24 protein-coding genes and 1 pseudogene are annotated in these 26,445 nt (G+C 69.3%); 14 read left to right on the forward strand and 11 right to left on the reverse strand.

Annotated features, from left to right (window positions below; all coding sequences use genetic code 11):
* The first annotated feature begins 110 nt into the window (after positions 1-110).
* From AB0L53_RS09965 to AB0L53_RS09990, 6 genes and pseudogenes are all read left to right on the forward strand, one after another.
* A complete protein-coding gene (locus AB0L53_RS09965; RefSeq protein ID WP_363992568.1) occupies positions 111-1,373 on the forward strand; it encodes a nucleotide sugar dehydrogenase in 1,263 nt (420 codons plus the stop codon).
* Between the two features lie 19 nt (positions 1,374-1,392).
* Complete coding sequence (locus AB0L53_RS09970; RefSeq protein ID WP_357957525.1) at positions 1,393-2,481, forward strand: glycosyltransferase; 1,089 nt, start codon at positions 1,393-1,395, stop codon at positions 2,479-2,481.
* Positions 2,482-2,524: 43 nt separating this feature from the next.
* A complete protein-coding gene (locus tag AB0L53_RS09975; protein ID WP_363992570.1) occupies positions 2,525-4,309 on the forward strand; it encodes a DUF4434 domain-containing protein in 1,785 nt (594 codons plus the stop codon).
* A gap of 53 nt (positions 4,310-4,362) precedes the next feature.
* Positions 4,363-5,028: an NUDIX domain-containing protein gene (locus AB0L53_RS09980; protein WP_363992572.1), complete on the forward strand. Its 666-nt coding sequence runs from the start codon at positions 4,363-4,365 to the stop codon at positions 5,026-5,028.
* A gap of 343 nt (positions 5,029-5,371) precedes the next feature.
* Positions 5,372-6,169 (forward strand): DUF523 and DUF1722 domain-containing protein, encoded by a 798-nt coding sequence (locus AB0L53_RS09985; protein ID WP_363992574.1) that lies wholly within the window; start codon positions 5,372-5,374, stop codon positions 6,167-6,169.
* Between the two features lie 69 nt (positions 6,170-6,238).
* Positions 6,239-7,608: pseudogene (locus tag AB0L53_RS09990) on the forward strand (SDR family oxidoreductase).
* Here the strand turns inward: AB0L53_RS09990 and AB0L53_RS09995 are convergent.
* On the reverse strand, positions 7,609-8,523 hold the full coding sequence (locus tag AB0L53_RS09995) for a MerR family transcriptional regulator (protein ID WP_363992576.1): 915 nt from the start codon (positions 8,521-8,523) through the stop codon (positions 7,609-7,611).
* A 130-nt stretch (positions 8,524-8,653) separates the two neighbouring features.
* Here AB0L53_RS09995 and AB0L53_RS10000 point away from each other — a divergent pair, with 130 nt between their 5' ends.
* From AB0L53_RS10000 to AB0L53_RS10015, 4 genes are all read left to right on the forward strand, one after another.
* Positions 8,654-9,676: a hypothetical protein gene (locus AB0L53_RS10000; RefSeq protein WP_363992578.1), complete on the forward strand. Its 1,023-nt coding sequence runs from the start codon at positions 8,654-8,656 to the stop codon at positions 9,674-9,676.
* A 37-nt stretch (positions 9,677-9,713) separates the two neighbouring features.
* The gene (locus AB0L53_RS10005; RefSeq protein WP_363992580.1) at positions 9,714-10,124 is read left to right on the forward strand and encodes a MarR family transcriptional regulator; all 411 of its coding nucleotides are present in this window, start codon (positions 9,714-9,716) and stop codon (positions 10,122-10,124) included.
* Positions 10,125-10,203: 79 nt separating this feature from the next.
* Entirely contained in the window at positions 10,204-11,265 is a 1,062-nt protein-coding gene (gene hisC, locus AB0L53_RS10010; protein ID WP_363992582.1) for a histidinol-phosphate transaminase, read from the forward strand.
* A 375-nt stretch (positions 11,266-11,640) separates the two neighbouring features.
* The gene (locus tag AB0L53_RS10015) at positions 11,641-12,477 is read left to right on the forward strand and encodes a nitroreductase/quinone reductase family protein (RefSeq protein ID WP_363992584.1); all 837 of its coding nucleotides are present in this window, start codon (positions 11,641-11,643) and stop codon (positions 12,475-12,477) included.
* On the opposite strand, the gene AB0L53_RS10020 is transcribed toward AB0L53_RS10015, so the two are convergent.
* The 5 genes from AB0L53_RS10020 to purD form a co-directional block, all read right to left on the reverse strand.
* The gene (locus tag AB0L53_RS10020; RefSeq protein WP_363992586.1) at positions 12,474-13,409 is read right to left on the reverse strand and encodes an EamA family transporter; all 936 of its coding nucleotides are present in this window, start codon (positions 13,407-13,409) and stop codon (positions 12,474-12,476) included. The genes AB0L53_RS10015 and AB0L53_RS10020 overlap by 4 nt on opposite strands.
* A gap of 243 nt (positions 13,410-13,652) precedes the next feature.
* On the reverse strand, positions 13,653-14,942 hold the full coding sequence (locus AB0L53_RS10025) for a GTP cyclohydrolase IIa (protein WP_225300073.1): 1,290 nt from the start codon (positions 14,940-14,942) through the stop codon (positions 13,653-13,655).
* Positions 14,943-15,143: 201 nt separating this feature from the next.
* Positions 15,144-16,409 carry a UDP-N-acetylglucosamine 1-carboxyvinyltransferase gene (gene murA, locus AB0L53_RS10030; RefSeq protein WP_363992588.1) on the reverse strand — a complete coding sequence of 422 codons (1,266 nt, stop codon included), beginning with the start codon at positions 16,407-16,409 and terminating at the stop codon, positions 15,144-15,146.
* A 78-nt stretch (positions 16,410-16,487) separates the two neighbouring features.
* Positions 16,488-17,324 carry a phosphoribosylaminoimidazolesuccinocarboxamide synthase gene (locus tag AB0L53_RS10035; RefSeq protein WP_363992590.1) on the reverse strand — a complete coding sequence of 279 codons (837 nt, stop codon included), beginning with the start codon at positions 17,322-17,324 and terminating at the stop codon, positions 16,488-16,490.
* The gene (purD, locus tag AB0L53_RS10040; RefSeq protein WP_363992592.1) at positions 17,321-18,541 is read right to left on the reverse strand and encodes a phosphoribosylamine--glycine ligase; all 1,221 of its coding nucleotides are present in this window, start codon (positions 18,539-18,541) and stop codon (positions 17,321-17,323) included. The genes AB0L53_RS10035 and purD overlap by 4 nt, the downstream gene beginning before the upstream one ends.
* A 394-nt stretch (positions 18,542-18,935) precedes the next feature.
* Here purD and corA point away from each other — a divergent pair, with 394 nt between their 5' ends.
* On the forward strand, positions 18,936-20,045 hold the full coding sequence (gene corA, locus AB0L53_RS10045) for a magnesium/cobalt transporter CorA (RefSeq protein ID WP_363992594.1): 1,110 nt from the start codon (positions 18,936-18,938) through the stop codon (positions 20,043-20,045).
* 4 nt (positions 20,046-20,049) lie between these two features.
* On the opposite strand, the gene AB0L53_RS10050 is transcribed toward corA, so the two are convergent.
* Positions 20,050-20,958 carry a glycerophosphodiester phosphodiesterase family protein gene (locus tag AB0L53_RS10050; protein ID WP_358550276.1) on the reverse strand — a complete coding sequence of 303 codons (909 nt, stop codon included), beginning with the start codon at positions 20,956-20,958 and terminating at the stop codon, positions 20,050-20,052.
* A 71-nt stretch (positions 20,959-21,029) separates the two neighbouring features.
* A complete protein-coding gene (locus AB0L53_RS10055; protein WP_363992597.1) occupies positions 21,030-21,446 on the reverse strand; it encodes a GNAT family N-acetyltransferase in 417 nt (138 codons plus the stop codon).
* Positions 21,447-21,532: 86 nt separating this feature from the next.
* On the opposite strand from AB0L53_RS10055, the gene AB0L53_RS10060 reads away from it, so the two are divergent.
* Positions 21,533-22,183, forward strand: coding sequence for a GNAT family N-acetyltransferase (locus tag AB0L53_RS10060; protein WP_363992599.1), 651 nt, complete (start codon positions 21,533-21,535; stop codon positions 22,181-22,183).
* A gap of 84 nt (positions 22,184-22,267) precedes the next feature.
* Here the strand turns inward: AB0L53_RS10060 and AB0L53_RS10065 are convergent, their stop codons facing one another.
* From AB0L53_RS10065 to fbaA, 3 genes are all read right to left on the reverse strand, one after another.
* Complete coding sequence (locus tag AB0L53_RS10065; RefSeq protein WP_358550281.1) at positions 22,268-23,551, reverse strand: adenylosuccinate synthase; 1,284 nt, start codon at positions 23,549-23,551, stop codon at positions 22,268-22,270.
* A gap of 98 nt (positions 23,552-23,649) precedes the next feature.
* Entirely contained in the window at positions 23,650-24,060 is a 411-nt protein-coding gene (locus tag AB0L53_RS10070) for a DUF3151 domain-containing protein (protein ID WP_358437672.1), read from the reverse strand.
* Between the two features lie 34 nt (positions 24,061-24,094).
* Positions 24,095-25,117 (reverse strand): class II fructose-bisphosphate aldolase, encoded by a 1,023-nt coding sequence (fbaA, locus tag AB0L53_RS10075; RefSeq protein WP_358437675.1) that lies wholly within the window; start codon positions 25,115-25,117, stop codon positions 24,095-24,097.
* A 115-nt stretch (positions 25,118-25,232) separates the two neighbouring features.
* On the opposite strand from fbaA, the gene AB0L53_RS10080 reads away from it, so the two are divergent.
* Together AB0L53_RS10080 and AB0L53_RS10085 are read left to right on the forward strand one after the other, a co-directional pair.
* On the forward strand, positions 25,233-25,925 hold the full coding sequence (locus AB0L53_RS10080; protein WP_363992601.1) for a DedA family protein: 693 nt from the start codon (positions 25,233-25,235) through the stop codon (positions 25,923-25,925).
* Positions 25,926-26,033: 108 nt separating this feature from the next.
* Entirely contained in the window at positions 26,034-26,435 is a 402-nt protein-coding gene (locus AB0L53_RS10085; protein ID WP_363992603.1) for a hypothetical protein, read from the forward strand.
* The last annotated feature ends 10 nt before the right edge of the window (positions 26,436-26,445 follow it).

The following is a 26,445-nucleotide window of genomic DNA, read 5'->3' on the forward strand; positions in this document are numbered from 1 at the left end:
AGATTGGCTGTCTGTTGTGACGGGTTCGGTCGCATTAGGCGTGAGCTAGGTGGACTTGAGATAGCCTTTGCGACCATGAAGTGTTGTTTCCGGCTCTCTAAGGCACTGCTGTGACAGAAATCGACTTGGCGGTCATCGGCCTGGGCTACGTCGGCATGCCGCTCGCCAAGGAGGCGGTCGCGGCCGGTCTGCGGGTCGTCGGCGTGGACGTCGACCCCCGCAAGGTCGACGCGCTCAACGCCGGTCAGTCCTACATCGATGACCTGACCGATGCCGATCTCGAGCACATGCTGACCAACGGGTTCAGCGCCACGCTCGATGAGTCCGTGCTGGCCAAGAGCAACACGATCGTCATCTGCGTGCCCACTCCGCTGGACGAGGACCACCGACCGGACCTGTCCGCCGTCGAGGGCGCCACGGGGACGGTCGCGCGCAATCTGAGCAAGGGCACGCTGGTCGTGCTCGAGTCCACGACGTGGCCGGGCACCACCGACGAGGTGGCCCGCCCGATTCTCGAGACCTCGGGCCTGGCCGCGGGGGAAGACTTCTTCCTGGCCTTCTCGCCGGAGCGGATCGACCCGGGCAACCCCAAGTTCGGGCTGCGCAACACGCCCAAGGTGGTCGGGGGCTACACGAGCACCTGCCGTGACCGCGCGACGGCGTTCTACGGCCAGTTCATCGAGCAGGTCGTGCCGGTCAGCGGCACGCGCGAGGCCGAGATGGCCAAGCTGCTCGAGAACACCTACCGGCACGTCAACATCGCCCTCGTCAACGAGATGGCGATCTTCTGCGACGAGCTGGGGATCGACCTGTGGGAGTCGATCGAGGCCGCGGCCACCAAGCCGTTCGGCTTCCAGAAGTTCCTGCCCGGTCCCGGCGTCGGGGGGCACTGCATCCCCGTCGACCCGTCGTACCTGTCGTACACGGTGCGCAAGCTCGGCTACCCGTTCAGGTTCGTCGAGCTGGCCCAGGAGATCAACGAGCGGATGCCGTCCTATGTGGTGGCACGGGTACAGCGTCTGCTCAACAGGCATAAAAAGGCCGTAAATGGCGCCAAGGTGGTTATGCTCGGCGTGACCTACAAGCCGGACATCGCCGATGAACGGGAGACCCCGGCCCTGCCGGTGGCGCGCGCGCTGCTGGAACTGGGGGCCGAGCTCACGTTCGCGGACCCGCATGTCAAGGAGTGGTCGGTCGACGGCACCCCGGTGCCCCGTGAAGAGGACCTGGCCGAGGCCGTGGTCGGCGCCGACGTGACGCTGCTGCTGCAGCAGCACGCCGCGTTCGACCTCGACATGGTCGAGGCTAAGGCCAGGCTCGTGCTCGACACCCGCGGTGTTCTCACCGAGGGTGAACGCGTCGAGCGGCTGTAGCGACGGAGGGCTGCGCGCAGTGCACGTGCTCGTCATGACGGTGGTGCATAACCCCGAGGACGCGAGGATCCTGCATAGGCAGATCCGTGCCCTCGTGGATGCAGGTCATGAGGTCACGTATGCCGCCTCGTTCACCGCCCACGGGGTCGTGCCTCGTCCTTGGGTCAACGGCGTCGATCTGCCCAGGGCCGCGCAGCGTAAGCGCATGGCCGGAGTCTGGGCCGCCCGCAGGCTGTTCAAGCGCATGCGGCGCAAGGTCGACATCGTGCTGATCCACGATCCGGAGTTGCTGTTCGCGATCTGGGGCGTGCGCAACCGCCCGCCCGTGGTCTGGGACGTCCACGAGGACACCCCCGCGACGCTCTCCCTCAAGCCGTGGCTGCCGTCGCTGCTGCGGCCCCCGGTACGCTTCCTCGCCCGCATGCTGGAGGGCACGGCCGAGCGCCACCTGCACCTGCTGCTGGCCGAGACGGCCTACGCGGGCCGGTTCAAGCACGCCCACCTGATCGTGCCGAACGAGACCTGGGTCCCCGACTCGGTCACGCCGCCCGGCGACGACCGGGTGGTGTACCTGGGCTGGCTGTCCAGGGCCCGGGGCGTGATGGAGGCCGTCGAGGTGGCCCGGTTGCTCCAGCCGTACCGGGTGGCGGTGGAGCTGATCGGCTACGCCGACCCGTACAGCCGGCCGATGCTCAACCAGGCCGTCACGGAGGGCCTGCTGGAGTGGCGCGACTTCATGCCGAACGACGAAGCGCTGAAGCGGCTCGACGGCGCGCTGGCCGGGCTCTCGCTGCTGCACGACGAGCCGAACTACCGCCACTCGATGCCCACGAAGATCGTCGAGTACATGGCCCACGGCATCCCGGTCATCACGACGCCGTCTCCCCGCGCGGTCGAGCTGGTCGAGCGGTATGACAGCGGCGTGGTCGTCCCGTGGGAGGACCCGAAGGCCGTGGCCCAGGCCGTACTGACGCTGAGGGACGACGTACGGGAGCGGCGGGCGCAGGGCGCGCGCGGCTACGCGGCGGCCCGCGCGAACCACCACTGGCCCAACTCGGCCAAGCGGTTCGTGGCCCAGCTCGAATCGTGGGCCGGCGTCAAGAACTAGCGGCTTATCCTCGGCAGATCACTAAGGCGGTAGGTTCCTCAACGTGCGCTGGCTTCTCGTGCTTCTCGGCGCTGCGATCCTGGCCGCCGTCGCGGCCGTGATCGTCGTGCTGCCCAACGACGAACCTCCGAAGAAGACCAGCCAGCAGGCCAAGGCGACGCCGACCCGCACGGAGCCCACGCCTAAGGTGAGCGAGGTCACCGACCGGTGTGGAACGTTCGAGACCAAGGAGAAGGCTCCCTACGCCGTCACCGGCTACTGGATCACCCCCAAGTCCAACCCCTGCACCTGGCGCCACCAGATGGAGGACATCCACAACCTCGGCGGCGACACGGTCATCAGGATCGGTTACGGCCTGCAGTTTCGTACCTCCGACGACGAGGGCCGCGTGCAGACCAAGGACGGACAGCTCGACCCGCTCTACAAGGACTGCGTGGAAGACGGCCGGAGCTGCCGCGACGCGGCCGAGCTCGACCTTCAGAAGGCGAACCCGAAGAACCGGATCGCCCGCACATACGTCTACCGCACCGATGAGTCGTTCGGTCCCGGCCTGTTCCGCTGCCCCCAGATGGAACGCAAGATCACCGTGGGCAAGCGGGTGTACTTCCGCGTGCTCACCCCGATGGACGGCTCCGACGACGCCACCTGCGACTTCACCAAGCCCAAGCCGTACGACCTGATCCTCGTCGCCGGCTCGGACACCGACAGCCTGACGCAACTCCTCGACCTCGGCGAGCAGTTCGGTGTGCAGGTCTTCCCGGCGCTGCCGCTCGCGCCGCGCGACCCCGTGACCCCGACCAGGGCCAACAAAAAGCACATCGACACACTTCGGACGCTGACCCGCCGCATCCTGCAGGACTACGGGGCGCGCTTCGCCGGGCGCACCTCGCTCGGTGGCGTCTACCAGCCGTTCGAGGTGCAGATGGCCGACACGCTCGCTGGCAACCCCACCCTTGAGGTGTACGCCGAGCAGCACCAGATCGTGGAGCAGGAGCTGGGCAAGCCCATCCTCATCAGCCCCTACCTCGACGCCCGCAAGCGCGTCCCCTTCGGGCAGACGCCCAAACAGGTGGCCGCGGCGTTCGTGGCGCTGGCCAAGACCGGGGTGGGCATCATCGCGCCGCAGGACAGCCGCGGCACCGGCAAGGTGGGCCTGTTCTGGCCCGACCAGCGCGACACCGAGGTCGACGAGCGGCTGCGGCCCGTCGTGGGCGAGACCACGTACGGCACCGCTTACCACGGCTCGACGCGCGACTACTACCGCGAGATGTCCGCCGCCCGCGACCAGATGCTCCAGGCGGGCTTCGACGTGCAGCTCTGGGCGAATGTCGAGGCGTTCGAGCCCTCCGGTGATCGCCCGTGCGCCCCGCAGGGCACCCGCGGTCAGACCGACAAGAAACGCCTCGACCAGGCCGTCACCATGGCCGGCAGGTACGTTCAGAAAATTGTCTCCTACATGTGGAGCGACTTCCTGACCTGCGGCTCCCCGTCGCTGGAAACGCAGATCAGCCAGGACTGGCAGCGCCCGATCGCGGTGGACGCCATCCGGCGCTCCCGCGACATCCAGGACGGGGTGGAGGTGCGCGGGTACAACCTCAAGGACGGCACGGTCACCCTCCAGTACGGGGACGAGCTGAAGGAACTGGTGATCTCCGCCGTGGGCTGGCTCGACGAGGACCCGCTGGAGGATCTGCCGGAGGGCATGCAGACGGCGTGGGTGCCGTTCGACTGGGCCCAGGTGCCGCCGGACGAATGGGTCAAGGTCGGCGTGAAACTCCCCACGGGGAAGGCCACCACGGAGCCGCTCCACGTCCGCATCGCGGCGTGAGCGCGCCCGCCGCTGAGGGCGACCTGGGCCGGTCGGCGTGTAACGTGCCTGCCATGGTCCCGAGCATCCCGGTGAGCGTCGATCTGGTCGTGCTCACCGTGCGCTGCCAGGCCCTGTGCGCCCTCGTGTGGCGCCGGGACAACCCGCCGTTCCTGCGGCGCTGGTCGCTGCCTGGCGGCTTCATCCAGCTCGACGAGGACCTCCCCGCGGCGGCCCAGCGCATCCTGGCCGAACGCGCCGGCCTCCCCGGCGCCCCGGTGCACCTGGAGCAGCTCCAGACCTACGGCTACCCGGACCGCGACCCCCGCCAGCGCGTGGTCAGCGTCGCCTACCTCGGCCTGGCCCCGGACCTGCCGGCCTCGGAGAAGGCCCACATGAGCTGGCAGCCCGTCGACGCCCTGTCGGTGATGGCCTTCGACCACCGGCGCATCATGCTGGACGGCATCGAGCGGGCGCGGGCGAAGCTCGAATACACCTCGCTGGGCGCCGCCTTCTGCCCGCCGGAGTTCACGGTGGCGGACCTGCGGCGCGTGTACGAGATCGTCTGGGGCCGTCCCCTGGACCCGCGCAACTTCCACCGCAAGGTCACCAAGGCGGAAGGCTTCCTGGTCGAGACGGGTGCCACCACCACCCGCGACGGCGGCCGCCCGGCCAAACTCCACCGCCGCGGCCCCGCCGAGCTGCTCCACCCCCCGATGCTGCGCTCCTTGAAGGAATAGCTCCATGAAGGAACAGCACCCGGACCTAGGGGCGGCGCCTCAGGCGGCGATCAAGGCGGAGCGCGGCCGCCCTTAGGAGAGGGTCGATCCGCGCCCGGCGGGGCTCGGCGGTGGATGGTCGCGGATCCGCAGGTCCCGGTTGACGGTCTCCAGTCCCAGGTTTCCGCGGGCAGGCGCCGGAGCGGTGCACGATCTCCGTGTTCTTGGTTGTCGGCCCTCTGTATGGCGAGGTTGAATAGATTTTGAATCGTTTATCATTTGGGGGAGTGATGATCGAGGAACGCGCCTACCTGCGACGCCTGATCCCCACACAGGAGTCCGTCGCCGAACTGCCGGCGGCGGCATGACCCGGCCCAGGATCGCCGTGTCGAGCTGCCTGCTCGGCGAGCCCGTCAGATTCAACGGTGGCCACAGCCGCGACCGTTTCCTGGCCGGGACCTTGGACGCGCACGTCGAGTGGGTGCCCAGTGGGCGGCGGCGGGCCGCCACGCTGGACGTGGACGGGTACGTGTTCAAGGCCAGGAGCCCGAGGAGCCAAGGCGTCCCGCTCTGTCCCGCGCTTGACCGGCGCAGGCGTGGCCTGTTCGCCGGCGCCGTCATCGAGGCCCACCCGCTGCTGCCGGTGGAGGACGAGGGGCGGCTCCACGACGCGCTGCTGCGCGAGGCCTTCGTAGAGCGCGTCTTCGCCCACGCCCGGCTGCGCGAGTTCCTGTGCGGCGACTGGCGGCCCCGCGACCTGGTCGCCTTCCACGCTCGCCACAAGATGCAGCTGCTCGCGCACGATCCTGCCCTCTACCGCGAGGCCGGCCGGATCGTCGCCGTCGCGGGGCCGCGGCCGCGCGCCGAACTCGTCGCGGACTACGCGCAGGTCTTCCGCCGCGCTCTGGCCGGGAAGCCCAGCCCGGGGCGGCACGTCAACGTGCTCCACCACTGCCTGGGCATGCTCGACCTCGACGGCGCGCTCCGCGACGACCTGCTGGAGGTCATCGAGTCGTACCGGCGGGGGCTGGTGCCGCTCAGCGTGCCCGTGACCCTGCTGCGCCACCACGCGACCGGCCGGGACGCGGGGTACGTGCGCGAGCAGAGCTACTTCTCGCCCTACCCCGACGCGCTGCGCCCGCGCGACCACGTCCCCGCCTGATCAGCGGATGCGCATGCACGGCTCACCGTCGCTGATCAAGAGGTCATTCAGCACGAAAGGAGCGATCGGGTGTCTGAATCGGGACAAGTGCTGGTGACGGGCGCGACCGGGTACATCGGCGGGCGACTCGTGCCCGAGCTCCTCGACACCGGGCATCGCGTGCGCTGCATGGTCCGCTCCCCTGCCCGCCTGCGTGACCTGCCCTGGGCGGGCAGCACCGAGATCGTGGCGGCCGACACTCTGGACGCCGCTGCCACGCGCGCCGCGCTGCACGACGTCGACGTGGCCTACTACCTGATCCACACCATGGGTGGCGGGAAGGGTTTCGCCGACGCCGACCGCCGGGCCGCGCGGACCTTCGCCGCCGCCGCCGAGGCAGCGGGCGTACGCAGGATCGTCTACCTCGGCGGGCTCACCGGCGACGAGAACCTGTCACCGCACCTGCGTTCACGCGCCGAGGTCGCCGAGATCTTCCTGGGCTGCCGGGTGCCCACCGTTGTGCGCGCTGGGTGCGCAGCCGTACGCAACCCATCGCGGTAGGTGACGTGCTGCGCTACCTGCGGGCGTGCGCGTCCATCCCCGAGGAGGTCAACCGCGCCTTCGACGTCGGCGGCCCGGACGTGTTGACCTACGCCGACATGATGCGCGGCTACGCGGCCGCCGCCGGGTTGCCGCCGCGATTCATCATCCCGGTGCCCCTGCTGAGCCCGTGGCTGTCCAGCCACTGGGTCGGCCTGGTCACGCCGGTCCCCGCCACCATCGCGCGACCCCTGGTGGAGTCGCTGCGAAACGAGGCGGTCTGCCGCGAGCACGACATCGCCGCTCTCGTTCCCGATCCGCCGGAAGGCCTGATCGGATTCCGCCGCGCGGTCGCCCTCGCCCTGCGGAAGATCAAGGAGGCCGACGTCGCGACCCGCTGGTCCTCCGCCTCCACCCCAGGCGCCCCGAGCGACCCCCTGCCCACCGACCCCGACTGGGCGGGCGGCAGCCTCTACATCGACCGCCGCACCCTGGCCTGCGACGTCCCGCCGGGTGCGGTGTGGAACGTCATCGAGGGCATCGGCGGCGGTAACGGGTGGTACTCCCTTCCCGTGGCCTGGCGGGCCCGCGGCGTGCTCGACCGGATCGCCGGCGGCGTCGGGCTGCGCCGCGGGCGACGGGACCCGCGCAGGCTCAGGGTGGGTGACTCCATCGACTTCTGGCGGGTGGAGGAGATCGAGTCCGGCCGCCTGCTGCGGCTGCGCGCCGAGATGCGGCTGCCTGGCCTGGCCTGGCTCGAGCTCGCCGTACGGCAGGAGGACGGCAGAACCGTCTACGAGCAGCGCGCCATCTTCTACCCGCACGGGCTCCTCGGCCACCTCTACTGGTGGACCCTGGTCCCCTTCCACCGGCTGATCTTCGGACGACTGCCAAAGAACCTGGTCACCGCGGCCTCCTGATCAGCTCGCCGCCGCCACCAGCCGGGTCACCGCCTCTTCGAGCGAACCCACCCTTGTCACTCCGCGTGGCAGCCCATCCCACCAGCCAGGACCGCCTACCACCACCCGGCACGGCGGCCGCACCGGCGGCAGCGCCGCCAGCGGAGCCGGATCTCCTGTCAGCGCCTGCTGTGACCAGAGGAAGACCGCGCACGGCCCCAGCGTGCGGATCGCACCGGCCAGCGCCCCGTACGGCGTCCGCGCGCCGAGCAGCCGCACCGCCACCCCCATGGTCCCGGCCAGCACGGCGCCGACCGCGTACAGGGGCAGACTGTGCTGCTCCTCCTCCGCGCACGCCAGCAACACGGGCCGGTGGTTGACCGGCGCCGCGGGCGGTTCGAGCAGCGGATGCAGCGCCGCCAGGACGCCGTCGGAGAACAGGTGCTCGACCTCGATGCCCGCCCCCGTCCTGCGCTGCAGGCGGCTGATCGTGGCGAAGACGGGCAGGACGAGCCGCTCCCACGTCCAGGCAGGGCCGTGCCGCGCGATCGCGGCCGTGACCCCCGCGCCGACGGCCCCGCCGTCCAGCCTTGTCGCGGCCCTGGCCAGCATCGCCGTCGTGGGCACCGGCCCGGTCACCCCGGCTCCGGGAGCGGCGGGCTCGGCCGGTTCGCGCTGGTCCGCCCCCGGTCGCAGACGCAGCGACGCCCGCGCCGCCTCCGCCGGTGCGACACCCTCCCGGATCAACCTGTTCATCTCCTCCAGGCGGAGAAGATCCGTGGCGTCGTAGCGGCGGTGCCCACCCCGGCTGCGGCCGCTCGGGCCGATGCCGTACCGCAGGTTCCAGGTGCGCAACGTGGGCGCGGGCACGCCGAGCCGCCGGGACACGGCACCGATGCCATATCCCGTTTCCACCGAATCCTGATGCTCGGCCATGGCTCCGCCCATTCTTTCGAACGATCGGCCTCCACGGTTGCAGTGAACCGGGTATTCGGCGCCGATGGCCTTGCGGGTGCGGATTTCGCCAGATTTGTTCAGCGGGCTGAGGATTCGCATAATGTTCAGCATGCTGAACAAATGGCGGTCGGGTCACGCCCTCGTGCTGGGAGTTCTGGCCTGCGCCGTCCTGACCGGGGTGGTGTGGCTGCTCGGGCAGCGCCTGAACGGCATCGCGCACCTGCCGGACCAGGGCGCGTCCTGGTACTACTGGAAACTGCCGGAGCCGACCCTCTGGACCCGGCTGTCGGCCTGGATCCCGTACGCCGCCCACCAGCTCGCGCTGTGGGGTCTGATCTACTACGCCCAGACCAGGGTGCGGACACCCGCCAGCGGATTACATCGGGTCAACCTGGTGGCCCTGGCGGTCAATGCGTCCTTCATCGTCCTGCACATGGCGCAGACGCAGCTGTTCTACGACGGCCTCGCCCAGGATGCGTCGATCTTCAGCTCCCAGGGGTCGGTGATCCTCCTCCTGGTCTTCGTTCTCATCATGGAGAACCGGCGTCGCGGCCTGTTCTTCGGCAAGCCCGCGCCGATCGGCAAGCAGGTGGTGGACTTCGCCCGCCGCTACCACGGCTACCTGTTCAGCTGGGCCGCCGTCTACACCTTCTGGTATCACCCCATGGAAGCCACCAGCGGCCACCTGATCGGGTTCTTCTACATGTTCCTGCTGCTCCTACAGGGCAGCCTCTTCCTCACCCGCGCACACACCAACCGCTGGTGGACTGTGACGATGGAACTGGCCGTCGCCGTCCACGGCACACTCGTGGCGGTGATGACCAGCGGTCCCCACGGCTTCTGGCCGATGTTCCTGTTCGGCTTCCTCGGTGTCTTCATCATCACGCAGATGCACGGGCTCGGCCTGCCGCGCGTGCTGAGGTGGGTACTCGCCTTGGCCTACACCTCGAGCGCGATCACGGTGTACGCCGCACGCCATGACGTCGCAGGGGTCCTGGCGGCCGGACGCATCCCCGCGATCGAGTACGTGCTGGTGACCGTGTGCGCCGGGTTGATCTGGCTGGGCCTCGCCGCCGCACAGGCCCTGCGCTCGCGTCCGGCCGTCCGCGCCAGTGGGCGCCCAAGGTCGTGATGCTCGCGGCGGCGCGAGGCTTTGCGACAATGAGCCGGTGGCCGACATCGACACCTGGCCCACCGGCCGGTTGCTGTCGGTGGCCGCGCGACTGGTTGAGGGGCGCTTCTACGAGTTCCTCGCCTCTCATGGGCTGACCCACGCCGGGCTCATCACCCTGCATCACCTGGCCGAGGGCCCGCTGGCGCAACGCCGCCTGGCGGTGCTGTGCCGGGTCACCGACCAGACGATGAGCCGTACCATCGAGCGCCTGCGACGGGCAGGGTACGTCGACAAGCAGGTCGACGGCCAGGACCGCCGGCGCGTGCTGGTGACGATCACGCCTGCGGGGTCCCAGGTCCTGGCCCTGGCCTACGAAGCGGAGCGAGAGTCGGAGCACCTGATGGGCGCGGTCGACGACTATGAGCAGTTCAGGCAGCAACTGGTCAAGCTCATCAAGACCGTCTGACCGTACGGTGCTCACTGCATGTCGGTGACGTATGCCTCCCGATGCTGCCCTGCTGGTCGGCTTCTTTTAGGGTGAAGCCATGCCTCGTTTCCGCACGATTCTGGACACCATGCCGGCGTACAAGCCGGGCAAGGCCGTCACGTCTCCTGACGGCCGCTCGTACAAGCTCTCCTCCAACGAGTCGCCCTATGACCCGCTGCCGTCCGTGGTCGAGGCGATCGCCGAGGGGGCGCGGCAGGTCCACCGCTACCCCGACCCGGGGGCGATCAAGCTGACGGAGGCCATCGCGGAGCGGTTCGGGGTGCCGGTCGAGCACATCGCGCTCGGGGCGGGGTCCGTCACCGTGGCGCAGCAGCTGTTCGAGGCCGTGAGTGAGCCGGGCGCCGAGGTGATCTACGCGTGGCGGTCGTTCGAGGCGTATCCGCTGCTGGCCGACCTGGCCGGGGCGGAGTCGGTCAGGGTGCCGCTGGTGGGCGAGGACCACGATCTGGACGCCATGGCCGAGGCGATCACCGACCGGACGCGCATGATCTTCGTCTGCAACCCCAACAACCCCACCGGCACCGCGATCCGCCGGGCCGAGCTGGTGGCCTTCCTCGACCGGGTGCCGGACGACGTGCTGGTGGTCCTGGACGAGGCATACCGCGAATACGTGCGCGACGAGGACGTGCCCGACGGTCTCACCCTCTACCGCGACCGGCCGAACGTCTGCGTCCTGCGTACGTTCTCGAAGGCCTACGGGTTGGCGGGGCTGCGTGTCGGTTACCTGGTGGGACACGAGGCGGTGGCGTCGGCCATCCGGAAGACGATCATCCCGTTCGCCGTCAACCACCTCGCGCAGATCGCGGCCATCGCTTCCCTGCGCGCGGAGGACGAGCTGATGGAGCGGGTCGACACGGTGGTCAAGGAGCGGACCCGGGTGCGCGAGTCGCTCATCGCCCAGGGCTGGACCGTACCCCTGACCGAGGCCAACTTCGTCTGGCTGCGGCTCGGCGAGCGCACGCTCGACTTCGCGGCGGCGTGCGCGGCCGTGGGCGTGGCGGTGCGGCCGTTCGCGGGAGAGGGCGCCCGCGTCTCGATCGGCGACCCGGAGGCGAACGACACGTTCCTCGCGGCGGCGGCGGCCTTCAAGGCGAGTTGACAGTTTGTGTGGTTAGGCCCTGTAATGGGCCTCTTGTCGCGTGTCGCCGGCCGGAGGACGTCGGCGGCATGGAGGCACCGGTTGTAGGGGATGATGTCGTGACTTCTCACTTCACAGGCAGCGCCTGATCTGATCGCGCGCCCGCGCGTCGTCCCCATGCCCGGTGGTGCCCCGCACCACCGCCGCACGCGATCCTTTGCGCTGCCCTGCGGTCCGGCCATCGCCTGACCGTTGTGCTGCCCTGCGGTCCGGCGATCGCCTGACCGCCCCTTCCTCTCGCGTGCTCATCGAGGCTCTCCGCCCGAGGCCGGTACGGCGTGCCGTGCGCATCCCGCCCGTCGTAACCCCTTCTCACATCTGGAGAGCAAGCAGAGCATGCCCCAAGACTTCAATCAGCAGATCATCGACGAGTTCCGCGCCAACCAGGGACAGGTCGCCATGTTCGACGGCGCCCGGTTGCTCCTTCTGACGACCACCGGCGCCAGGACCGGCGCCCAGCACACCACTCCGGTCGGCTACCTGCCCGACGGCGAGCGCATGCTGATCATCGCCTCCGCCGGTGGGGCGCCCAAGCACCCGGCCTGGTACCACAACCTCCGGGCCACGCCGCGAGTGACGGTGGAGGACGGCATCTTCACCTACCCGGCTGACGCGGTCGTCCTCGAAGGCGAGGAACGCGACGGCGCCTTCGCGCGGGCGGTCGAGATGGACCCCGGCTGGGCGGCCTACCAGGCGAAGACGAGCCGGGTCATCCCCGTGGTCGCGCTGACCCCGCGCGGCGGCGGTCCGGACGGCACGCGAGGGGGTGACTTCCTGGTGCGGGTGCACGACGCGTTCCGCCGGGAGCTGCGGCTGATCCGCAAGGAGGTCGCCGCGTCCGGGACCGGCGGCCTGGGCGTGCAGTTGCGGGTCAACTGCCTGACCCTGTGCCAGGGGCTCCATCAGCATCACAGGTTCGAGGACGCCGGGATGTTCCCTTGGGTCGAAGGGCGGCATCCCGAGCTCACCCTTGTGATGGACCGGTTGCGCGAAGAGCATGGCACGGTCTCCCGGCTCCTCGACGAGCTCCAGGGACTGCTCGCGGACGGCGAGCCGGCTGCGCCCGCCCCGAAGGTGCTCGCGGAGGTGAATCGGCTCGTGACCGAGCTCGAAGCGCACCTCGATTACGAGGAACGGGAGCTTGTCCCGATCCTGAACGCTATGAACCCCTAAGCCCTGACCTCTTCAGGGGTGAGCCGTTTCGCTCTGGGCCGTCGCTCCGTGGACACCACGAGGGCGACGCCCAGCAGGATCACCAACCCGCCCAGCATGATCTGCCAGGTCACCTGCTCGCTCACCACGAGCGCGCCGAGGAGCACCGCCACCGCCGGGTTCACGTACGCGTAGGTCGACACCAGCGAGATCGGCGCGTTGCTGAGCAGCCAGCTGTAGGCGGTGAAACCGACCAGCGACCCGACGAGGATCAGGTAGACCAGCCCGGCCCACGACCGGCCGGAGACGGCCGTGACGTCCAGACGTTCGCCCACCGACAGGCCCGTGACGGCCAGCCCGGCCCCGCCCACCAGCATCTCGATCGTGCTGGCCGCGAACGGGTTGGCCGGCATCGGGATTCGGGCCGACAGGAACGACCCGACCGACCACGACAGCGACGCCACCAGGACCACCACGATCCCGCTGGTGCTCGCCGACCCGCCACCGCCGCTCAGCGACAGTGCCGCCACACCGCCGAACCCGACCAGCACGCCGGCCAGCGTCAGCACCTTCGGCCGGTCCCTGGCCATGATCCTGAACACCACCAGCCACAGCGGCACCGAGGCGACGAGCAGCGCGGCCAGCCCGCTGGACACACTCCGCTCCGCCACGGCCAGCAGGCCGTTTCCGGTGGTGAGCAGGAGCAACCCCACCAGCGCGGCCCCGCCGAACTGGGCCCGGGTCATCCGGAACGGCGCCCAGCCCTTGCGCGCGACCAGGAATCCGCCGAGGATCACCGCCGCCGTCACGAACCGCAGCGCCCCGCTGAGCATCGGCGGGATGGTCTCGACGGCGATCTTGATGCCGAGGTACGTCGAACCCCAGACCACATAGACGATGACCAGCGCGCTCCAGACGAGCAAGGGAGGGCGGTCAGGGGTGTCCGATGCCATAGGCCATGACAATAGCGGGCGTTCCCGACAGAACGCTGGCGGGTCCCGGACTACGAAGTCGACGGGAGAGAGGCTTTGGTGCCCCCGTCCGAATCCCGTCGATCGGGGGCGACGCAATACATACCCTCTTCGGACGCGGCCAATCACTAGTTCACTTGACCAAAACACACCCGGCCGAAGAGTCAGGGGGCCCGCCGCCCCAGGAAAGGGAAGGGGGGACGGCGGACCCGTACCTGGGGGCGATCAGCGAGGCCCGAGCTTCTCCACGATGAGGCGGTAGAGCTGGCGCGGCCGGCCCGGTTGAGGCGTACGGTTGGGCGGCAGCGGCCACGCGAGTCCCTCGTCGACCAACGTGCGCAGCAACCGCCGAGCCGTACGCGGCGTCACTCCGAGCATCTTTCCCGCGCCCTCCGCGTCCACCACGGTGTCGCCGCCCTCCAGCTTGGCGGCGAGCCGGGCCAGCACCTCCACGCCCTTGGGCTTGAGCGCGGTGGAGCCCTGAGGGGGCATCCGCGGGGCCGGGATGAGCGCTCGGCCCTCACGGTCCACGGCGAAGCCCTGGGCCTGTTTACCGGCCTGGGTACGCGCCAGAGCCGCCCGTGCGTGCGACTCCGCGTCATGGGTGGTGCGTCCCATGCCCACGCCGACCTCGACCGCCAGTCCCAGCTCGTCGCGGATCCTGGCGGCGAACGGCAGCACCCTGAACCCGTCGGTCGCGGCGGCGATCGAGCCCCTGGTCGCGGTGACCAGATAGCTGTGATCGTCGATCGGCCAGACGGTGGCGTTGATGCGGTTCGCCTCCTGGACCAGCAGCCGGTGCAGCGACAGCCGGAGCTCGTCGCGCCAGTAACGCGGCGCGGCGCGGCGTACCGGCTCGCGTAACGTCGGCACCTCGACCAGCACCACGGTGAGCTGCGACTCCTCTAGGCGGTGGTGCGCACCGAGCAGCGCTGCGGTGTGCAGCGCGGTGCGCACGGCCGCGGAGGTCGGCCTGATCCTGATGACCGGGACACCGGACGCCTGGAGGCGTTCGGCGACCGCCGGCAGGCACGTGAGCGCGCCTGTGGTGGATCCCTGGCGGGCCAGGCGCTCGTGGTAAGCCGCGATCGTGCCGGTGGCGCCCGGCTCGTCGCGGCTGTGGACATCCGTTGCGGCAATCCCGAGATCTGTGTACGCCTCCTCGACGTCCGCCCTGGCCACCACATCGATGCTCACCCGCTGCGGGTCGATGCGCGAGTCCAACGCCGCCTTGGCCAGCGCGGCGACCAGCGCCGCGCCGCCGAGCTGCACGTAGGTCGCGGGCATCGTCAGCACACCCGAGCGCCTGGCCAGGTCGTAGGGGACCGGGCTGGCGAACAGGCATGCGTCCACGCCGGGCCCGAGCCGCGTCACTTTGTCGGGCGCCTCCTGCTCATCGCGGTAGGCGGCCGCCACAAGGCGGCACGGAAGTGGCGCAGCAGCGTGCCCCATCAGCATGACCCGCTCGACCAGATCGTGGGGTCCGACCACACCAATGGTGAGGTCCGGTGTCATGGCTCCCGGGCGTGACACTCGGGGAGTTTCTTCGGCCCTCTCGACCAATGTTCGTCCCATCCTGCTGTCTGTTGCAGTGCTCTCTTTTGGAACGATCGCTCGCGGGGACCATAATGTCACGCCCGACTTTTCCGGAAAGTCGTTCTGCTTGACAGGCTGTGAAGGTATATCAGCAGCTCAAGCAGGTATTCCTAACGCTTTTTAGTGGTCGGAAATCTCTTGTGTAATGTCCGCCCCCAGTGCCCGCATTCGCTCGGCGAGATGCGCGTGCCCGCGGTCGATGAGGTATCCGGACTCGATGACGGTCTCGCCTTCGGCGGCCAGTCCGGCCAGCACCAGCGCGATTCCGGAACGCAGGTCGTGCGCCGTCACCCGGGTGCCCTTCAGCGGGGTGGCGCCCCTGACGATCGCCCTGCTGCCCTCGACCTCCACGTCGGCGCCCATCTTGTTCAGCTCGCCGGCCAGCGCGAAGCGGCCGTCGAAGATGCGCTCGTGGATGTAGCTGGTGCCGTCGGCCAGGGCGGCGACCGTCATCATGGGCGACTGGAGGTCGGTGGCGAAGCCCGGGTAGGTGTCGGTGATGATGTTGATCGGCCGCAGCGGCCGCTCGCACCGTACGTGAAGAACCGCGCCGGGCCGGGCGAAGTCGACGCCCATCTGCTCCAGCTTGTAGCGGACGACGCCCAGGTCGAGGCCGGTGCCCACGAGGCTGAGGTCGCCGCCGGTGATCGCCGCGCCCATCGCGAACACACCGGCGTCGAGCCGGTCCGGCATCACGGTGTGCTCCACGGCCTGCAGCTCGTCGACGCCCTCGACGGTGATGAAGCCGGTGCCGCCGCCGCTGATCCGCGCGCCCATCTTGGTGAGCATGTCGATGACGTCGAGCACCTCGGGCTCCAGCGCCGCGTTCTCGATCACCGTGGTGCCCTTGGCCAGGGCGGCGGCCATGATGAGGTTCTCAGTGCCGGTGTGCGAGGGGGTGTCGAGGTAGAGGGTCGCACCCGTAAGGCCGGACGCCTTGACGTGGATGACCGTCTCGCCCTCGTCGACGACCGCGCCCAGCCGCTTGTAGCCCAGGTAGTGGAAGTCGAGGTTGCGACTGCCGAGATTGCAGCCGCCGACCCCCTCCACGATCGCCTCGCCCAGCCGGTGCAGCAGGGCGGGGGTGAACAGGACCGAGCCGCGGAAGCGCCTGGCGATGTCGGCGGGCAGCACCGCACTGGTCAGCCGGGAGGCGTCGATCACCAGCGTGCGCTCGGCCTCGTGCAGCTCGACGTACGCGCCGATGGCCTCGGCCAGCTCCACCGCCCGCCGCACGTCCTCGATGATCGGTACGTTGCGCAGGACGGTGCGGCCTTTGGGGGCAAGCAGGGCCGCACCGATCATGGGCAGCACGGCGTTCTTCGCGCCCTGGATGAAGGCGGTTCCACGCAGTGGGTTGCCACCGCGCACGCGGTAACGGACCATTCGTGCGGCTCCTCGGAGGTCTCGGTCTGAGCTGGACCGGGCCAAGAGTAGCCGCTAACCACTGCTGCCCCAGCCGAATCATCCCCTAAAGGGAGCTCCGGTGATGCGCTCGTAGGCTTCTAGATAACGCTGTCTGGTCTGTTCCACTACCTTGTCGGGAAGGCGAGGTGGGGGAGTTCCGGAGCTTTTGTCCCATCCCGATTCGGGCGACAACAACCAATCCCTTACATATTGCTTATCAAATGACGGTTGGGAGCGTCCCGGCTGCCACTGGTCAAGCGGCCAGAATCGTGATGAGTCGGGCGTCAGGACCTCGTCCCCCAGCGTGAGCACGCCGGCGGCGTCACGACCCAGCTCGATCTTGGTGTCGGCCAGGATGATGCCCCGCTCGCGGGCGATCTCGGCGCCGCGCGTGTAGACGGCGAGCGTGATCCGGCGCAGCTCCTCGGCCGTCTCCGCGCCCACGTCGTCGATGACCCGCTCGAAGGAGATCGGCTCGTCGTGCTGCCCGACCGGGGCCTTCGTCGAAGGTGTGAAGATCGGCTCGGGCAGCCGGGACCCGTCTTCGAGGCCCGGCGGCAGCTCTATCCCCGAGACCGCCCCCTCGCGCCGGTAGTCGACCAGGCCCGAGCCGGTCAGGTAGCCGCGCGCCACGCACTCGACCGGCACCATCGACAGCGGCCGGCACAGCACGCTGCGGGAGTCGGGCCCCGGCCCGAGGAGGTGATGGGGCACCAGGTCGGCCAGCTGCTCGAACCACCACAGCGACATCTGGGTGAGGATGGCCCCCTTGTCGGGGATCTCGGACTCGAGCACGTAGTCGAAGGCCGAGATCCGGTCGGAGGCGACCATCAGCAGCTGACCGTCGTCGGTCTGGTAGAGATCGCGGATCTTGCCGGAGTGCAGGTGCTTCATCGGGCGATGTCCGTCCTGTGGTGCGAGCCGCGCAGCCGTACGCGGGAGACCAGCTCATAGGCGTTGCGGCGGGCCGTCTCCTGGTCGGGGCCGGTGCCGACCACGTTGAGCACCCGCCCGCCGTCGGAGAGCACCTGGCCGTTGACCCGCTTCGTGCCGGCGTGGAGGACGTAGGCGCCCCCGATGGGGTCGAGCCCCTCGATGACGTCGCCCTTGACCGGGGCGTCCGGGTAGTTCTCGGCCGCGACGACCACGGCGACCGCCGACCCCGCGCGGAACACCGGCGCCGGATGCTCGCTCAGCCGCCCGGTAGCGCAGGCCGCCAGCAGCCCGGCCAGCGGGGTCTCCAGGCGGTCGAGCACCACCTGGGTCTCCGGGTCGCCGAAGCGCGCGTTGAACTCGATCACCTTCGGCCCCTTCGCGGTCAGGGCCAGGCCCACGTACAGGACGCCCTGGAACGGGCTGCCGCGCCGGGCCAGCTCGTCGATCGTCGGCTGGACGACCTCGCGCATGACCTGCTCAGTGAGCCCTTCGGGCGCCCAGGTGAGCGGGGTGTAGGAGCCCATGCCACCGGTGTTGGGGCCTTCGTCGCCGTCATAGGCGCGCTTGAAGTCCTGGGCGGGCTGCAGCGGCACGGCCGTCTTGCCGTCGCAGAGCGCGAACAGCGAGACCTCGGGCCCGTCGAGGAACTCCTCGATCACCACCCGCTCGCACGCCGCCGCGTGCGCGAGCGCCTGCTCCCGGTCGCCGGTGACGACCACGCCCTTGCCCGCGGCCAGCCCGTCGTCCTTGACCACGTACGGGGCGCCGAACTCGTCGAGGGCCTGAGCGGCCTCCTCGGGTGTGACGCAGGCCCGCGCCCTGGCCGTGGGGACGCCGGCGGCCGTCATGATCTCCTTGGCGAACGCCTTGGAGCCCTCGATCATCGCCGCCCGGCTCGACGGGCCGAAGCAGGCGATGCCCGCGGCGCGCACCGCGTCGGCCACACCCGCCACCAAGGGCGCCTCGGGGCCCACCACCACCAGGTCGGCGCCGAGTCGTAGGGCCAGCTCGGTCACCTGGGCGGGATCGGTGGCCGTGACCGGATGCGGGGCCGAGATCTCCTCCGTGCCCGCGTTGCCGGGGGCGCTGTGGAGCTCGGTGACCTGGGGATCGAGCATGAGTGAGCGGCACAGGGCGTGTTCACGCCCGCCGGAGCCGATGACTAGAACGCGCACCGCCCCATTGTGGCAGGGACGGCCGGACGGCCACCCGGCGCACCCGCGTCAGACCAGCCTGGGCGCTCGAAATGTGGGAACAGAGCAGTCGAAGTGTGGGAATAGGCGGGAATCTTTGTGGAGTTCTACCTGCTGTCGGGACCCGTCGGAGAGTATCGTCAGTCGGGTCCATCCGCCTGTGGTAACTTAGGGCGGCTTTGTGGCATCTCTTGTGATTGGAGGTGGTCCGGGATGAAACCTGGCGATCCCAGCAGTACGTGCTCACCCACGTACACCCTGTATGCCCCCGACCACTCCAATCCGGCAGCCTGATCGTGCCTCCACGTACTTTCGTTGATTGAGGTGACTTTTCGTCGCGCGTGGAGCGTGCCAGGTCGGGCGGAAAGGGACTGCCATGCGCACGTCTACGCTTTTCCGTCGCACCACCCGTCACCCCGCACAGCCGCATGTCTCGCGCCAGCTCACCAAGCCGGTGCGTGAGGTCTGCGTGCCTCCCGTTGACTCCATCGTCGAGTTCGGCGCCTACATCAAGGGCGAGAAGGTCGTCGCCCCGGGCATCGAGGAGTCGCTCGAGCTGGTCCGCGAGCACAACAGCCGCTCCGACGGCGCCAAGGCGTTCGTCTGGGTCGGCCTGCACGAGCCCGCCGCCCCCGAGGTCGAGTGGCTGGCCGGCGTGTTCGGCCTGCACCCGCTGTCCGTCGAGGACGCGGTCAAAGCCCACCAGCGCCCCAAGGTCGAGCGCTACGGCGACTCCCTGTTCATGGTGCTCAAGTCCATCGCCTACCTCGACCACGACGAGCTGACCGCCACCAGCGAGATCATCGCCACGGGCGAGATCATGGTGTTCCTCGGCGTCGACTTCGTGGTGACCGTACGACACGGCCGGCACTGTCCCCTCACCGAGGTGCGCGAGCGGCTCGAGGACAAGCCCGAGCTGATGAACCGCGGACCCGCGGGCGTGCTGCACGCCATCGCCGACCACGTCGTCGACCGCTACCTGCAGGTCGCCGACCTCATGCAGCTCGAACTCGAAGAGGTCGAGGCGACCGTCTTCGCCGACGTCAGCTCCCGCGACATCAACCGCATCTACCAGCTCAAGCGGGAGATGCTGGAGCTGAAGCGGGCCGTCACGCCGCTCCAGGCCCCGCTGGCCGCGCTGCCGCAGCGCCGGGTGATCCCGTCGGAGATGCGCGAATACTTCCGCGACGTCGGCGACCACCTCTCCCGCGTGTGCGAGCAGGTCGAGTCGTCGAACGAGCTGTGCAGCTCGATCCTGCAGGCGGCGCTGGCCCGCTCGAACGCCCTGGCCAACGAGGACATGCGCAAGATCTCGTCCTGGGTGGCCATCATGGCCGTGCCCACGATGATCGCCGGGATCTACGGCATGAACTTCGACTTCATGCCCGAGACCAATCAGGTGTGGGGCTATCCGGCGGTCCTCGGTGTGATGATCACGGCCTGCGTCCTGCTGCACCGCGGCTTCCGCCGCAACGGCTGGCTTTAGACCGTCAGACTCCGACGGGCCGCTTGAGCGGGCCGACGGGGTCGGGCAGTCGCAGACCGCGCTCCCGCCACAGCTCGCGCATCCGATCGGGGTAGTCGGTGACGATCCCCGCCACCCCCAGGTCCAGCATCCGAGCCGCCAGCGCCTTGTCGTTGACGGTCCAGACCGCCACGTCCAGCTCCGCCGCGGCCACCTGGGCCATCAGGTCCTCATTCACCATCACGTGCTCGGGCGACAGCGTCGTGGCCCCCGCCTCGCGGGCGGCGGCCGGGATGTCGTCGCCCAGCGGGCCGTTCCAGTGCAGGGTGTCGAGCTCGATCAGCGCGAAGCGCCGCGTGCCCGGCGCCAGCCGGGCGGCGTGGCCGATGATCCGCCAGTCGAAGCTGAGTATCGCCGCGTTGTCCAGCCTGCCGTGCCGGTCGAACTCCTCGAGCACCATCTCGGTGAACAGCTCGGGATCGGCCGTCAGCTCCGGCCTGGTCGGGTCGGACTTGAGCTCGACGTGCAGGCGTACGTCCTCGGCCTCGTAGGCGTTGACCAGCCCGAGCACCGCGCCCAGCGTGGGCATCCGGGTCTCCGGCATCGGCCGCTGCGTCAGCGCGAAGGGATCGTCGGCGTGCCGGGGCAGCCGTACACCCACGTCGAGCATGCGCAGCTGCGCCAGCCCGAGCGAGTTGATCGGCTTGCCGACATAGGGGAAGTGGGGGTCGTCCTTCGCGATCGGCCGCGTGTCGGCACTGGTCACGGCCGAGACCGTGAGGTCGTGCGTCAACACGAGCCGCCGATCGGCGGTGAGCGCGACGTCGAACTCGAGCGCGTGCACCCCGAGCTCCATCGTGCGGCTCAGCCCCGGAAGAGTGTTCTCGGGCCAGAGGCCCCTCGCTCCCCGATGACCGTGAATCTCAACGCGCACACCGGGGACACTACCTGCCGCGCGCCACGAGCACGACGTGCCACGCCGCGCCCTTTTTGTGGTGGGTATGGCTATTCCTGGCTGAACGTCCACACATAGACCACCTGGTCCTTCTCAGGCACCCCGCCCGCGCCGCTGTACGTGGCCTGGGCCGCCTCGTTGCCCTCGTCCGTCGCCACCCACATGCCGTGGCAGCCGCGCTCGCGAGCGAGCCGTTCCAGGGCCGCGACCAGCGCCCTGGCGATGCCCCGGCCACGGAAGGGCTCGTCCACGCCGAGCTCGTAGAGGAACATCTCGGTCCCCTTGTCGGGGTGGGTGGTCTCGACCCCGGTGATCATCCCGGCCGGGGTGTCGTCCACGTAGGCGATGAGCAGGTGGTGGCGCTCGTCCGCCAGGAATCTCGCGGTGGCCTCCGGCAGGGGAGCGGAGTCGAAGAGATGACCGGCCGCCTCGACGACCTCGGGCTCGGTGGCACGACGGATCTCCATGCCCGGAGAGTAAGCGCAGGTCGCCGCGCCACGCACGGCATTAATTAGGTCGATAAATGCGACTCTGTGGCAATAAGCTGGCGGTCATGACGGAGGCACTCGAAACGGTCCGGCCGGAAATCGTCCAGGCCTGGGTCGACGGCTGGGTGGTCTCGCGCAGCGCCCCGCGGCCCGTACGGGAGCCATGGGGCCTGCGAGTGGACGTCGGCCGGCCCGGCCACGTCGCCCGCCACGTGCTGCCCGCGCCCACCCCGGACGACCTGCGGCTGCTGGCCGAGACGATCAGCACGCCGGGCACCTGGCTCAAACTCTGCGCACCCGCTGAGGCGGTCGTCCCCTGGCTCACGCCGGCCTGGTCGATCGACGAGCCGGAGTTCATGATGACGGGGCCGCTGGCGCGGGGCCGGGCCGAGGCTCCCGACGGCTACACGCTGGCCGTCACCACCCGGTCGGACGTGACCGTGGCCCGCCTGCTCACGGCGGCGGGCGAGATCGCGGCCCGAGGGCAGATCGCGGTCACCGGGCGTACGGCGGTCGTGGACCAGGTCGAGACCGCCCCGAACCACCGGCGCCGCGGCCTGGGCCGCGTGGTCATGACGGCCCTGGCCGACACCGCCGCCTCGCGTGGCGCCAGGACGGGCATCCTGGTGGCCACCCCCGCCGGTCAGGCCCTCTACCGGAGCATCGGCTGGACGACGCGCACCCCGATGACCGCCGCCGTCCTGGCCGCCTCCTGACGGGCCTGACGTCCTGGGGGCTTTTTACGGTTGTTCGGGTACGGCCGGCGACGCGGTGCCGGCCGTACCCGTGAACCGGTTGGGTCAGACGAGCGAGCGGAGCACCAGCGTCTGGTCGCGGCCGGGGCCGACGCCGATCGCGGAGATCGGCGCGCCGCTCATCTCCTCCAGCGCCCGCACGTACGACTGCGCGTTGGGCGGCAGGTCGTCGAAGGTCTTGGCGCCGGTGATGTCCTCCTGCCAGCCGGGGAACTCCTCGTACACCGGCTTGGCGTGGTGGAAGTCCGTCTGCGTCATCGGGATCTCGTCGTGCCGCGTGCCGTCGACGTCATAGGCGACGCACACCGGGATCCGCTCCAGCCCGGACAGTACGTCGAGCTTGGTGAGGAAGAAGTCGGTGACCCCGTTGATCCTGGTCGCGTAACGGGCGATGACCGCGTCGAACCAGCCGCAGCGCCGGTTGCGGCCGGTGGTCACGCCGTACTCGCCGCCGGTCTGGCGCAGCCACTCGCCCATCTCGTCCTCGAGCTCCGTGGGGAACGGGCCCGAACCGACGCGGGTGGTGTACGCCTTGAGGATGCCGATCACCTTCGTGATCCGCATCGGCGGGATGCCGGACCCGGCGCAGGCGCCGCCGGCCGTCGGCGAGGAGGAGGTGACGAACGGGTAGGTGCCGTGGTCGATGTCGAGCAGTGTGCCCTGACCACCCTCCAGCAGCACGAACTTGTCCTCGTCCAGCGCCCGGCTCAGCACCAGTGAGGTGTCGGCGATGTGCGGCTTGAGGCGTTCGGCGTAGCCGAGATATTCCTCCACGACGGCCTCGGCCTCGATGCCGCGCCGGTTGTAGACCTTGGTGAGCACCTGGTTCTTCTCGGTCAGCGCGACCTCGATCTTCTTGGCCAGGATGCCGGGGTCGAGCAGGTCCTGGACGCGTACGCCCATCCGGTAGATCTTGTCGCCGTAGGCGGGGCCGATGCCCCGGCCCGTCGTGCCGATCTTGGCCTTGCCCAGGTAGCGCTCGGTCACCTTGTCGAGCGCCTTGTGGTGGGGCATGATCAAGTGCGCGTCGGCGGAGATCAGCAGGCGCTCGGCGGAGATGCCGCGCGCGGCCAGCCCGTCTATCTCGCTGAGCAGGACCCCGGGGTCGATCACGACCCCGTTGCCGATCACCGGCACGACGTGCGGCGACAGGATTCCGGTGGGCAGAAGGTGCAGTGCGTATTTCTGGTCACCGATGACCACGGTGTGACCCGCGTTGTTGCCACCCTGGTAGCGGACGACGTAGTCGACGTCGCCACCGAGGAGGTCGGTGGCCTTGCCCTTGCCCTCATCGCCCCATTGGGCACCAACGAGAACGGCAGCCGGCATGGTTCAGTCTCCCGAGCACAAAACGAAACCCCTGGCGCAAGTGCGACAGGGGCTCTTGCGTAGAGAGACTACCCGAGTCGGCCTATTCGTCCCAAGTGCTAGTTCTTGGCCAGCGCGTCATAGGCGTCCTCGCTGCTGTCCCTGAGGAACTGCAAGCATCGTTCGGCCTCGTCCTTCTCACCGATCGCCTGGGCGGCCCTGGAGAGCGAGTAGAGGCAGCGCAGGAAGCCGCGGTTCGGCTCATGCTCCCAGGGGATGGGACCGTGCCCCTTCCAGCCGCTCCGGCGGAGCTGGTCGAGCCCGCGGTGGTAGCCGGTGCGCGCGAAAGCGTAGGAGGTGACGGCGTGGCCCTGCGCGAAGTACTCCTCCGCGAGCGTGGCCCAGGCCGCCGGGTAGGCGGGGAAACGGGCCGCCACGTCGGCGGCCTTGGCGCCGGCTTCCAGCGCCTCCCTGGCCTCGGGCAGGTCCGGCAGTTGAGTCGGGGGCGGCCCGGCGAGAAGGTTATCCATAGGACAAGTCATACCCGCCGAGCCGCCGAAGTGGCTAGGAGATCTTCGTCCCAGCGGATTTGAGGTGCTCACAGGCCTCGACGACGCGGGCCGCCATGCCGGCCTCGGCCGCCTTGCCGTAGGCGCGCGGGTCGTAGGCCTTCTTGCTGCCGACGTCGCCGTCGACCTTGAGTACGCCGTCGTAGTTGCGGAACATGTGGTCCGCGATCGGCCTGGTGAAGGCGTATTGGGTGTCGGTGTCGACGTTCATCTTGACCACGCCGTAGGAGATCGCCTCGTGGATCTCCTCCATCGCCGACCCGGAACCGCCGTGGAAGACCAGATCGAACGGTTTGTCCTTGCCGTACTTGGCGCCGACGGCGTCCTGGATCTCCTTCAGCACGCTGGGCCGCAGCTTGACGTGCCCCGGCTTGTACACGCCGTGCACGTTGCCGAACGTGGCGGCCAGCAGGTAGCGGCCCTTCTCACCGAGCCCCACGGCCTCGGCCGTGGCCAGCGCGTCCTCGGTCGTGGTGTAGAGCTTCTCGTTCATCTCGCCGACGACGCCGTCCTCCTCGCCGCCGACGACGCCGATCTCCATCTCCATGATGATGTTGGCGCGGTGGCACTTGTCGATGAGCTCCTTGGCGATCTCCAGGTTCTCCTCCAGGGGTACGGCCGAGCCGTCCCACATGTGCGACTGGAAGAGCGGGTCGAGACCCTTGGAGACCCGCTCCAGCGAGATGTCGATCAACGGCCGCATGAAGCCGTCGAGCTTGTCCTTGGGGCAGTGGTCGGTGTGCAGCGCGACCGTCACCGGGTATTTGGCGGCGATCACCCTGGCGTACTCGGCCAGCGCCGTCGCGCCGATCACCATGTCCTTGACCGTGGCGCCGGACAGGAACTCCGCACCGCCGGTCGACACCTGGACGATGCCGTCGCTCCCGGCCTCGGCGAAGCCGCGGAGCGCGGCGTTGAGCGTCTGGGAAGAGGTCACGTTGATCGCCGGGTAGGCGAATCCGCCCGCCTTCGCGCGGTCGAGCATCTCGGCATAGACCTCTGGGGTTGCTATAGGCATGCTTCATCTCCCTGAGAAGTACGGCTTCGCGCAGCCCAGTATCCCGGTCCGCTACCCCGCGTGGTAGAGACAACGCGCGGCGGCCAAGGCCGTTCGCGACGGGTAGGCTCACCCCGTGGACTGGCTTTCCAATCTCCTGGACCCGACGTGGTGGCTGATGATGCTCGGCGCCTTCGCGACCGTCGGCGTCCTGGCGATCATCTTCGCCGAGACGGGCTTGCTCATCGGGTTCTTCCTGCCCGGTGACTCGTTGCTCGTCGCCGCGGGCATTTTCAGCTCCGCCGCCGCGGCGAAGGGGATTGGCATCGAGCCGCTGTCCTTCCCCGTGCTGCTGATCGCCACGCCGCTGTGCGCGGTGGCGGGCGCCCAGCTCGGCCACCTCATAGGGGTCAAGATCGGCAGGAGGCTCTTCGACAAGCCGGACTCACGGCTGTTCAAGAGGGAGTACGTGGAGAAGGCCGAGCACTTCTTCGTGAAGTTCGGCCCGGCCAGAGCGGTGATCATCGCCCGCTTCGTACCGATCGTCCGCACGTTCCTCAATCCGGTCGCCGGCGTCCTGGAGATGCCGGCCCGCACGTTCTTCCTGTGGAACGTGGTCGGTGGCGTGCTGTGGGTCGAGAGCATGCTGCTGATCGGCCACTTCCTGGGCAACCAGGTCGATCCGACCAAGATCGACAAGTACATCCTGCCTGGTGTCTTCCTCATCGTGCTCATCTCGCTGATCCCGATCATCGTCGAGGTCGTGAAGACCCGCAGGGCCGGCAAGCAACTACCGGAGCCCAACGGCAAGCACCACCGCGTGCGCTGATCCTCCTGGCGATCGTTCAGCGATCGAGCTTTAGCGATCTTTTAGTGATCGAGATCGACCCCGCCTACGAGTACGCTCCCCCTTGTGGGACGCCACAGGTCAGATCCGATGGGCCTCGCCCGCCTCGCGCTCGCCGTTCTGGCGGCGGTGGCCGTGGTGACGCTCCTGGTCGTCGGCGGTCGTGCGCTGCTCACCTCGCTCGACACGCGGCAGCAGCAGCCCGAACGCGGAAAGGTCGCGGCCCAGCCGCAGGCCAGCGCCCAGGTGCCGACCGTCCGCATCGAGTGCGTAGCGGACACCTGCCCCCTCGTCACGGTCCGCGTGCCGGGCGGTGATGTGCTGCAATATCGCGACATGAGTAGGGGCGAAGAGGTCAGCTACTTCGAACCCGAGCTCGACGTGGTGCTCAGCGACGCCGCCACGGTCGTGGTGACCGAGAACGGCAAGCCCCGCGCGCAGGGCAAGGCCGGCGCGCGGGAGGCGTTCACAGTCCGGGGTCGTGGAGCGTGAACGGGGCGCG

This window comes from Nonomuraea sp. NPDC052129 (assembly GCF_040680095.1).
Taxonomy (GTDB): Bacteria; Actinomycetota; Actinomycetes; order Streptosporangiales; family Streptosporangiaceae; genus Nonomuraea.

Coding starts and splice junctions, on each gene's coding strand:
- corA (WP_363992594.1), top strand. CDS start 18,936: ATGCGCACGTCTACGCTTTTCCGTCGCACCACCCGTCACCCCGCACAG.
- AB0L53_RS10070 (WP_358437672.1), bottom strand. CDS start 24,060: ATGGATAACCTTCTCGCCGGGCCGCCCCCGACTCAACTGCCGGACCTG.
- AB0L53_RS10065 (WP_358550281.1), bottom strand. CDS start 23,551: ATGCCGGCTGCCGTTCTCGTTGGTGCCCAATGGGGCGATGAGGGCAAG.
- murA (WP_363992588.1), bottom strand. CDS start 16,409: ATGGTCCGTTACCGCGTGCGCGGTGGCAACCCACTGCGTGGAACCGCC.
- AB0L53_RS10085 (WP_363992603.1), top strand. CDS start 26,034: ATGGGCCTCGCCCGCCTCGCGCTCGCCGTTCTGGCGGCGGTGGCCGTG.
- AB0L53_RS09995 (WP_363992576.1), bottom strand. CDS start 8,523: ATGGCCGAGCATCAGGATTCGGTGGAAACGGGATATGGCATCGGTGCC.
- AB0L53_RS10025 (WP_225300073.1), bottom strand. CDS start 14,942: ATGACACCGGACCTCACCATTGGTGTGGTCGGACCCCACGATCTGGTC.
- AB0L53_RS09980 (WP_363992572.1), top strand. CDS start 4,363: ATGGTCCCGAGCATCCCGGTGAGCGTCGATCTGGTCGTGCTCACCGTG.
- AB0L53_RS10020 (WP_363992586.1), bottom strand. CDS start 13,409: ATGGCATCGGACACCCCTGACCGCCCTCCCTTGCTCGTCTGGAGCGCG.
- AB0L53_RS10055 (WP_363992597.1), bottom strand. CDS start 21,446: ATGGAGATCCGTCGTGCCACCGAGCCCGAGGTCGTCGAGGCGGCCGGT.
- AB0L53_RS09985 (WP_363992574.1), top strand. CDS start 5,372: ATGACCCGGCCCAGGATCGCCGTGTCGAGCTGCCTGCTCGGCGAGCCC.
- AB0L53_RS10035 (WP_363992590.1), bottom strand. CDS start 17,324: ATGAAGCACCTGCACTCCGGCAAGATCCGCGATCTCTACCAGACCGAC.
- AB0L53_RS10015 (WP_363992584.1), top strand. CDS start 11,641: ATGCCCCAAGACTTCAATCAGCAGATCATCGACGAGTTCCGCGCCAAC.
- fbaA (WP_358437675.1), bottom strand. CDS start 25,117: ATGCCTATAGCAACCCCAGAGGTCTATGCCGAGATGCTCGACCGCGCG.
- AB0L53_RS10060 (WP_363992599.1), top strand. CDS start 21,533: ATGACGGAGGCACTCGAAACGGTCCGGCCGGAAATCGTCCAGGCCTGG.
- hisC (WP_363992582.1), top strand. CDS start 10,204: ATGCCTCGTTTCCGCACGATTCTGGACACCATGCCGGCGTACAAGCCG.
- AB0L53_RS10000 (WP_363992578.1), top strand. CDS start 8,654: ATGCTGAACAAATGGCGGTCGGGTCACGCCCTCGTGCTGGGAGTTCTG.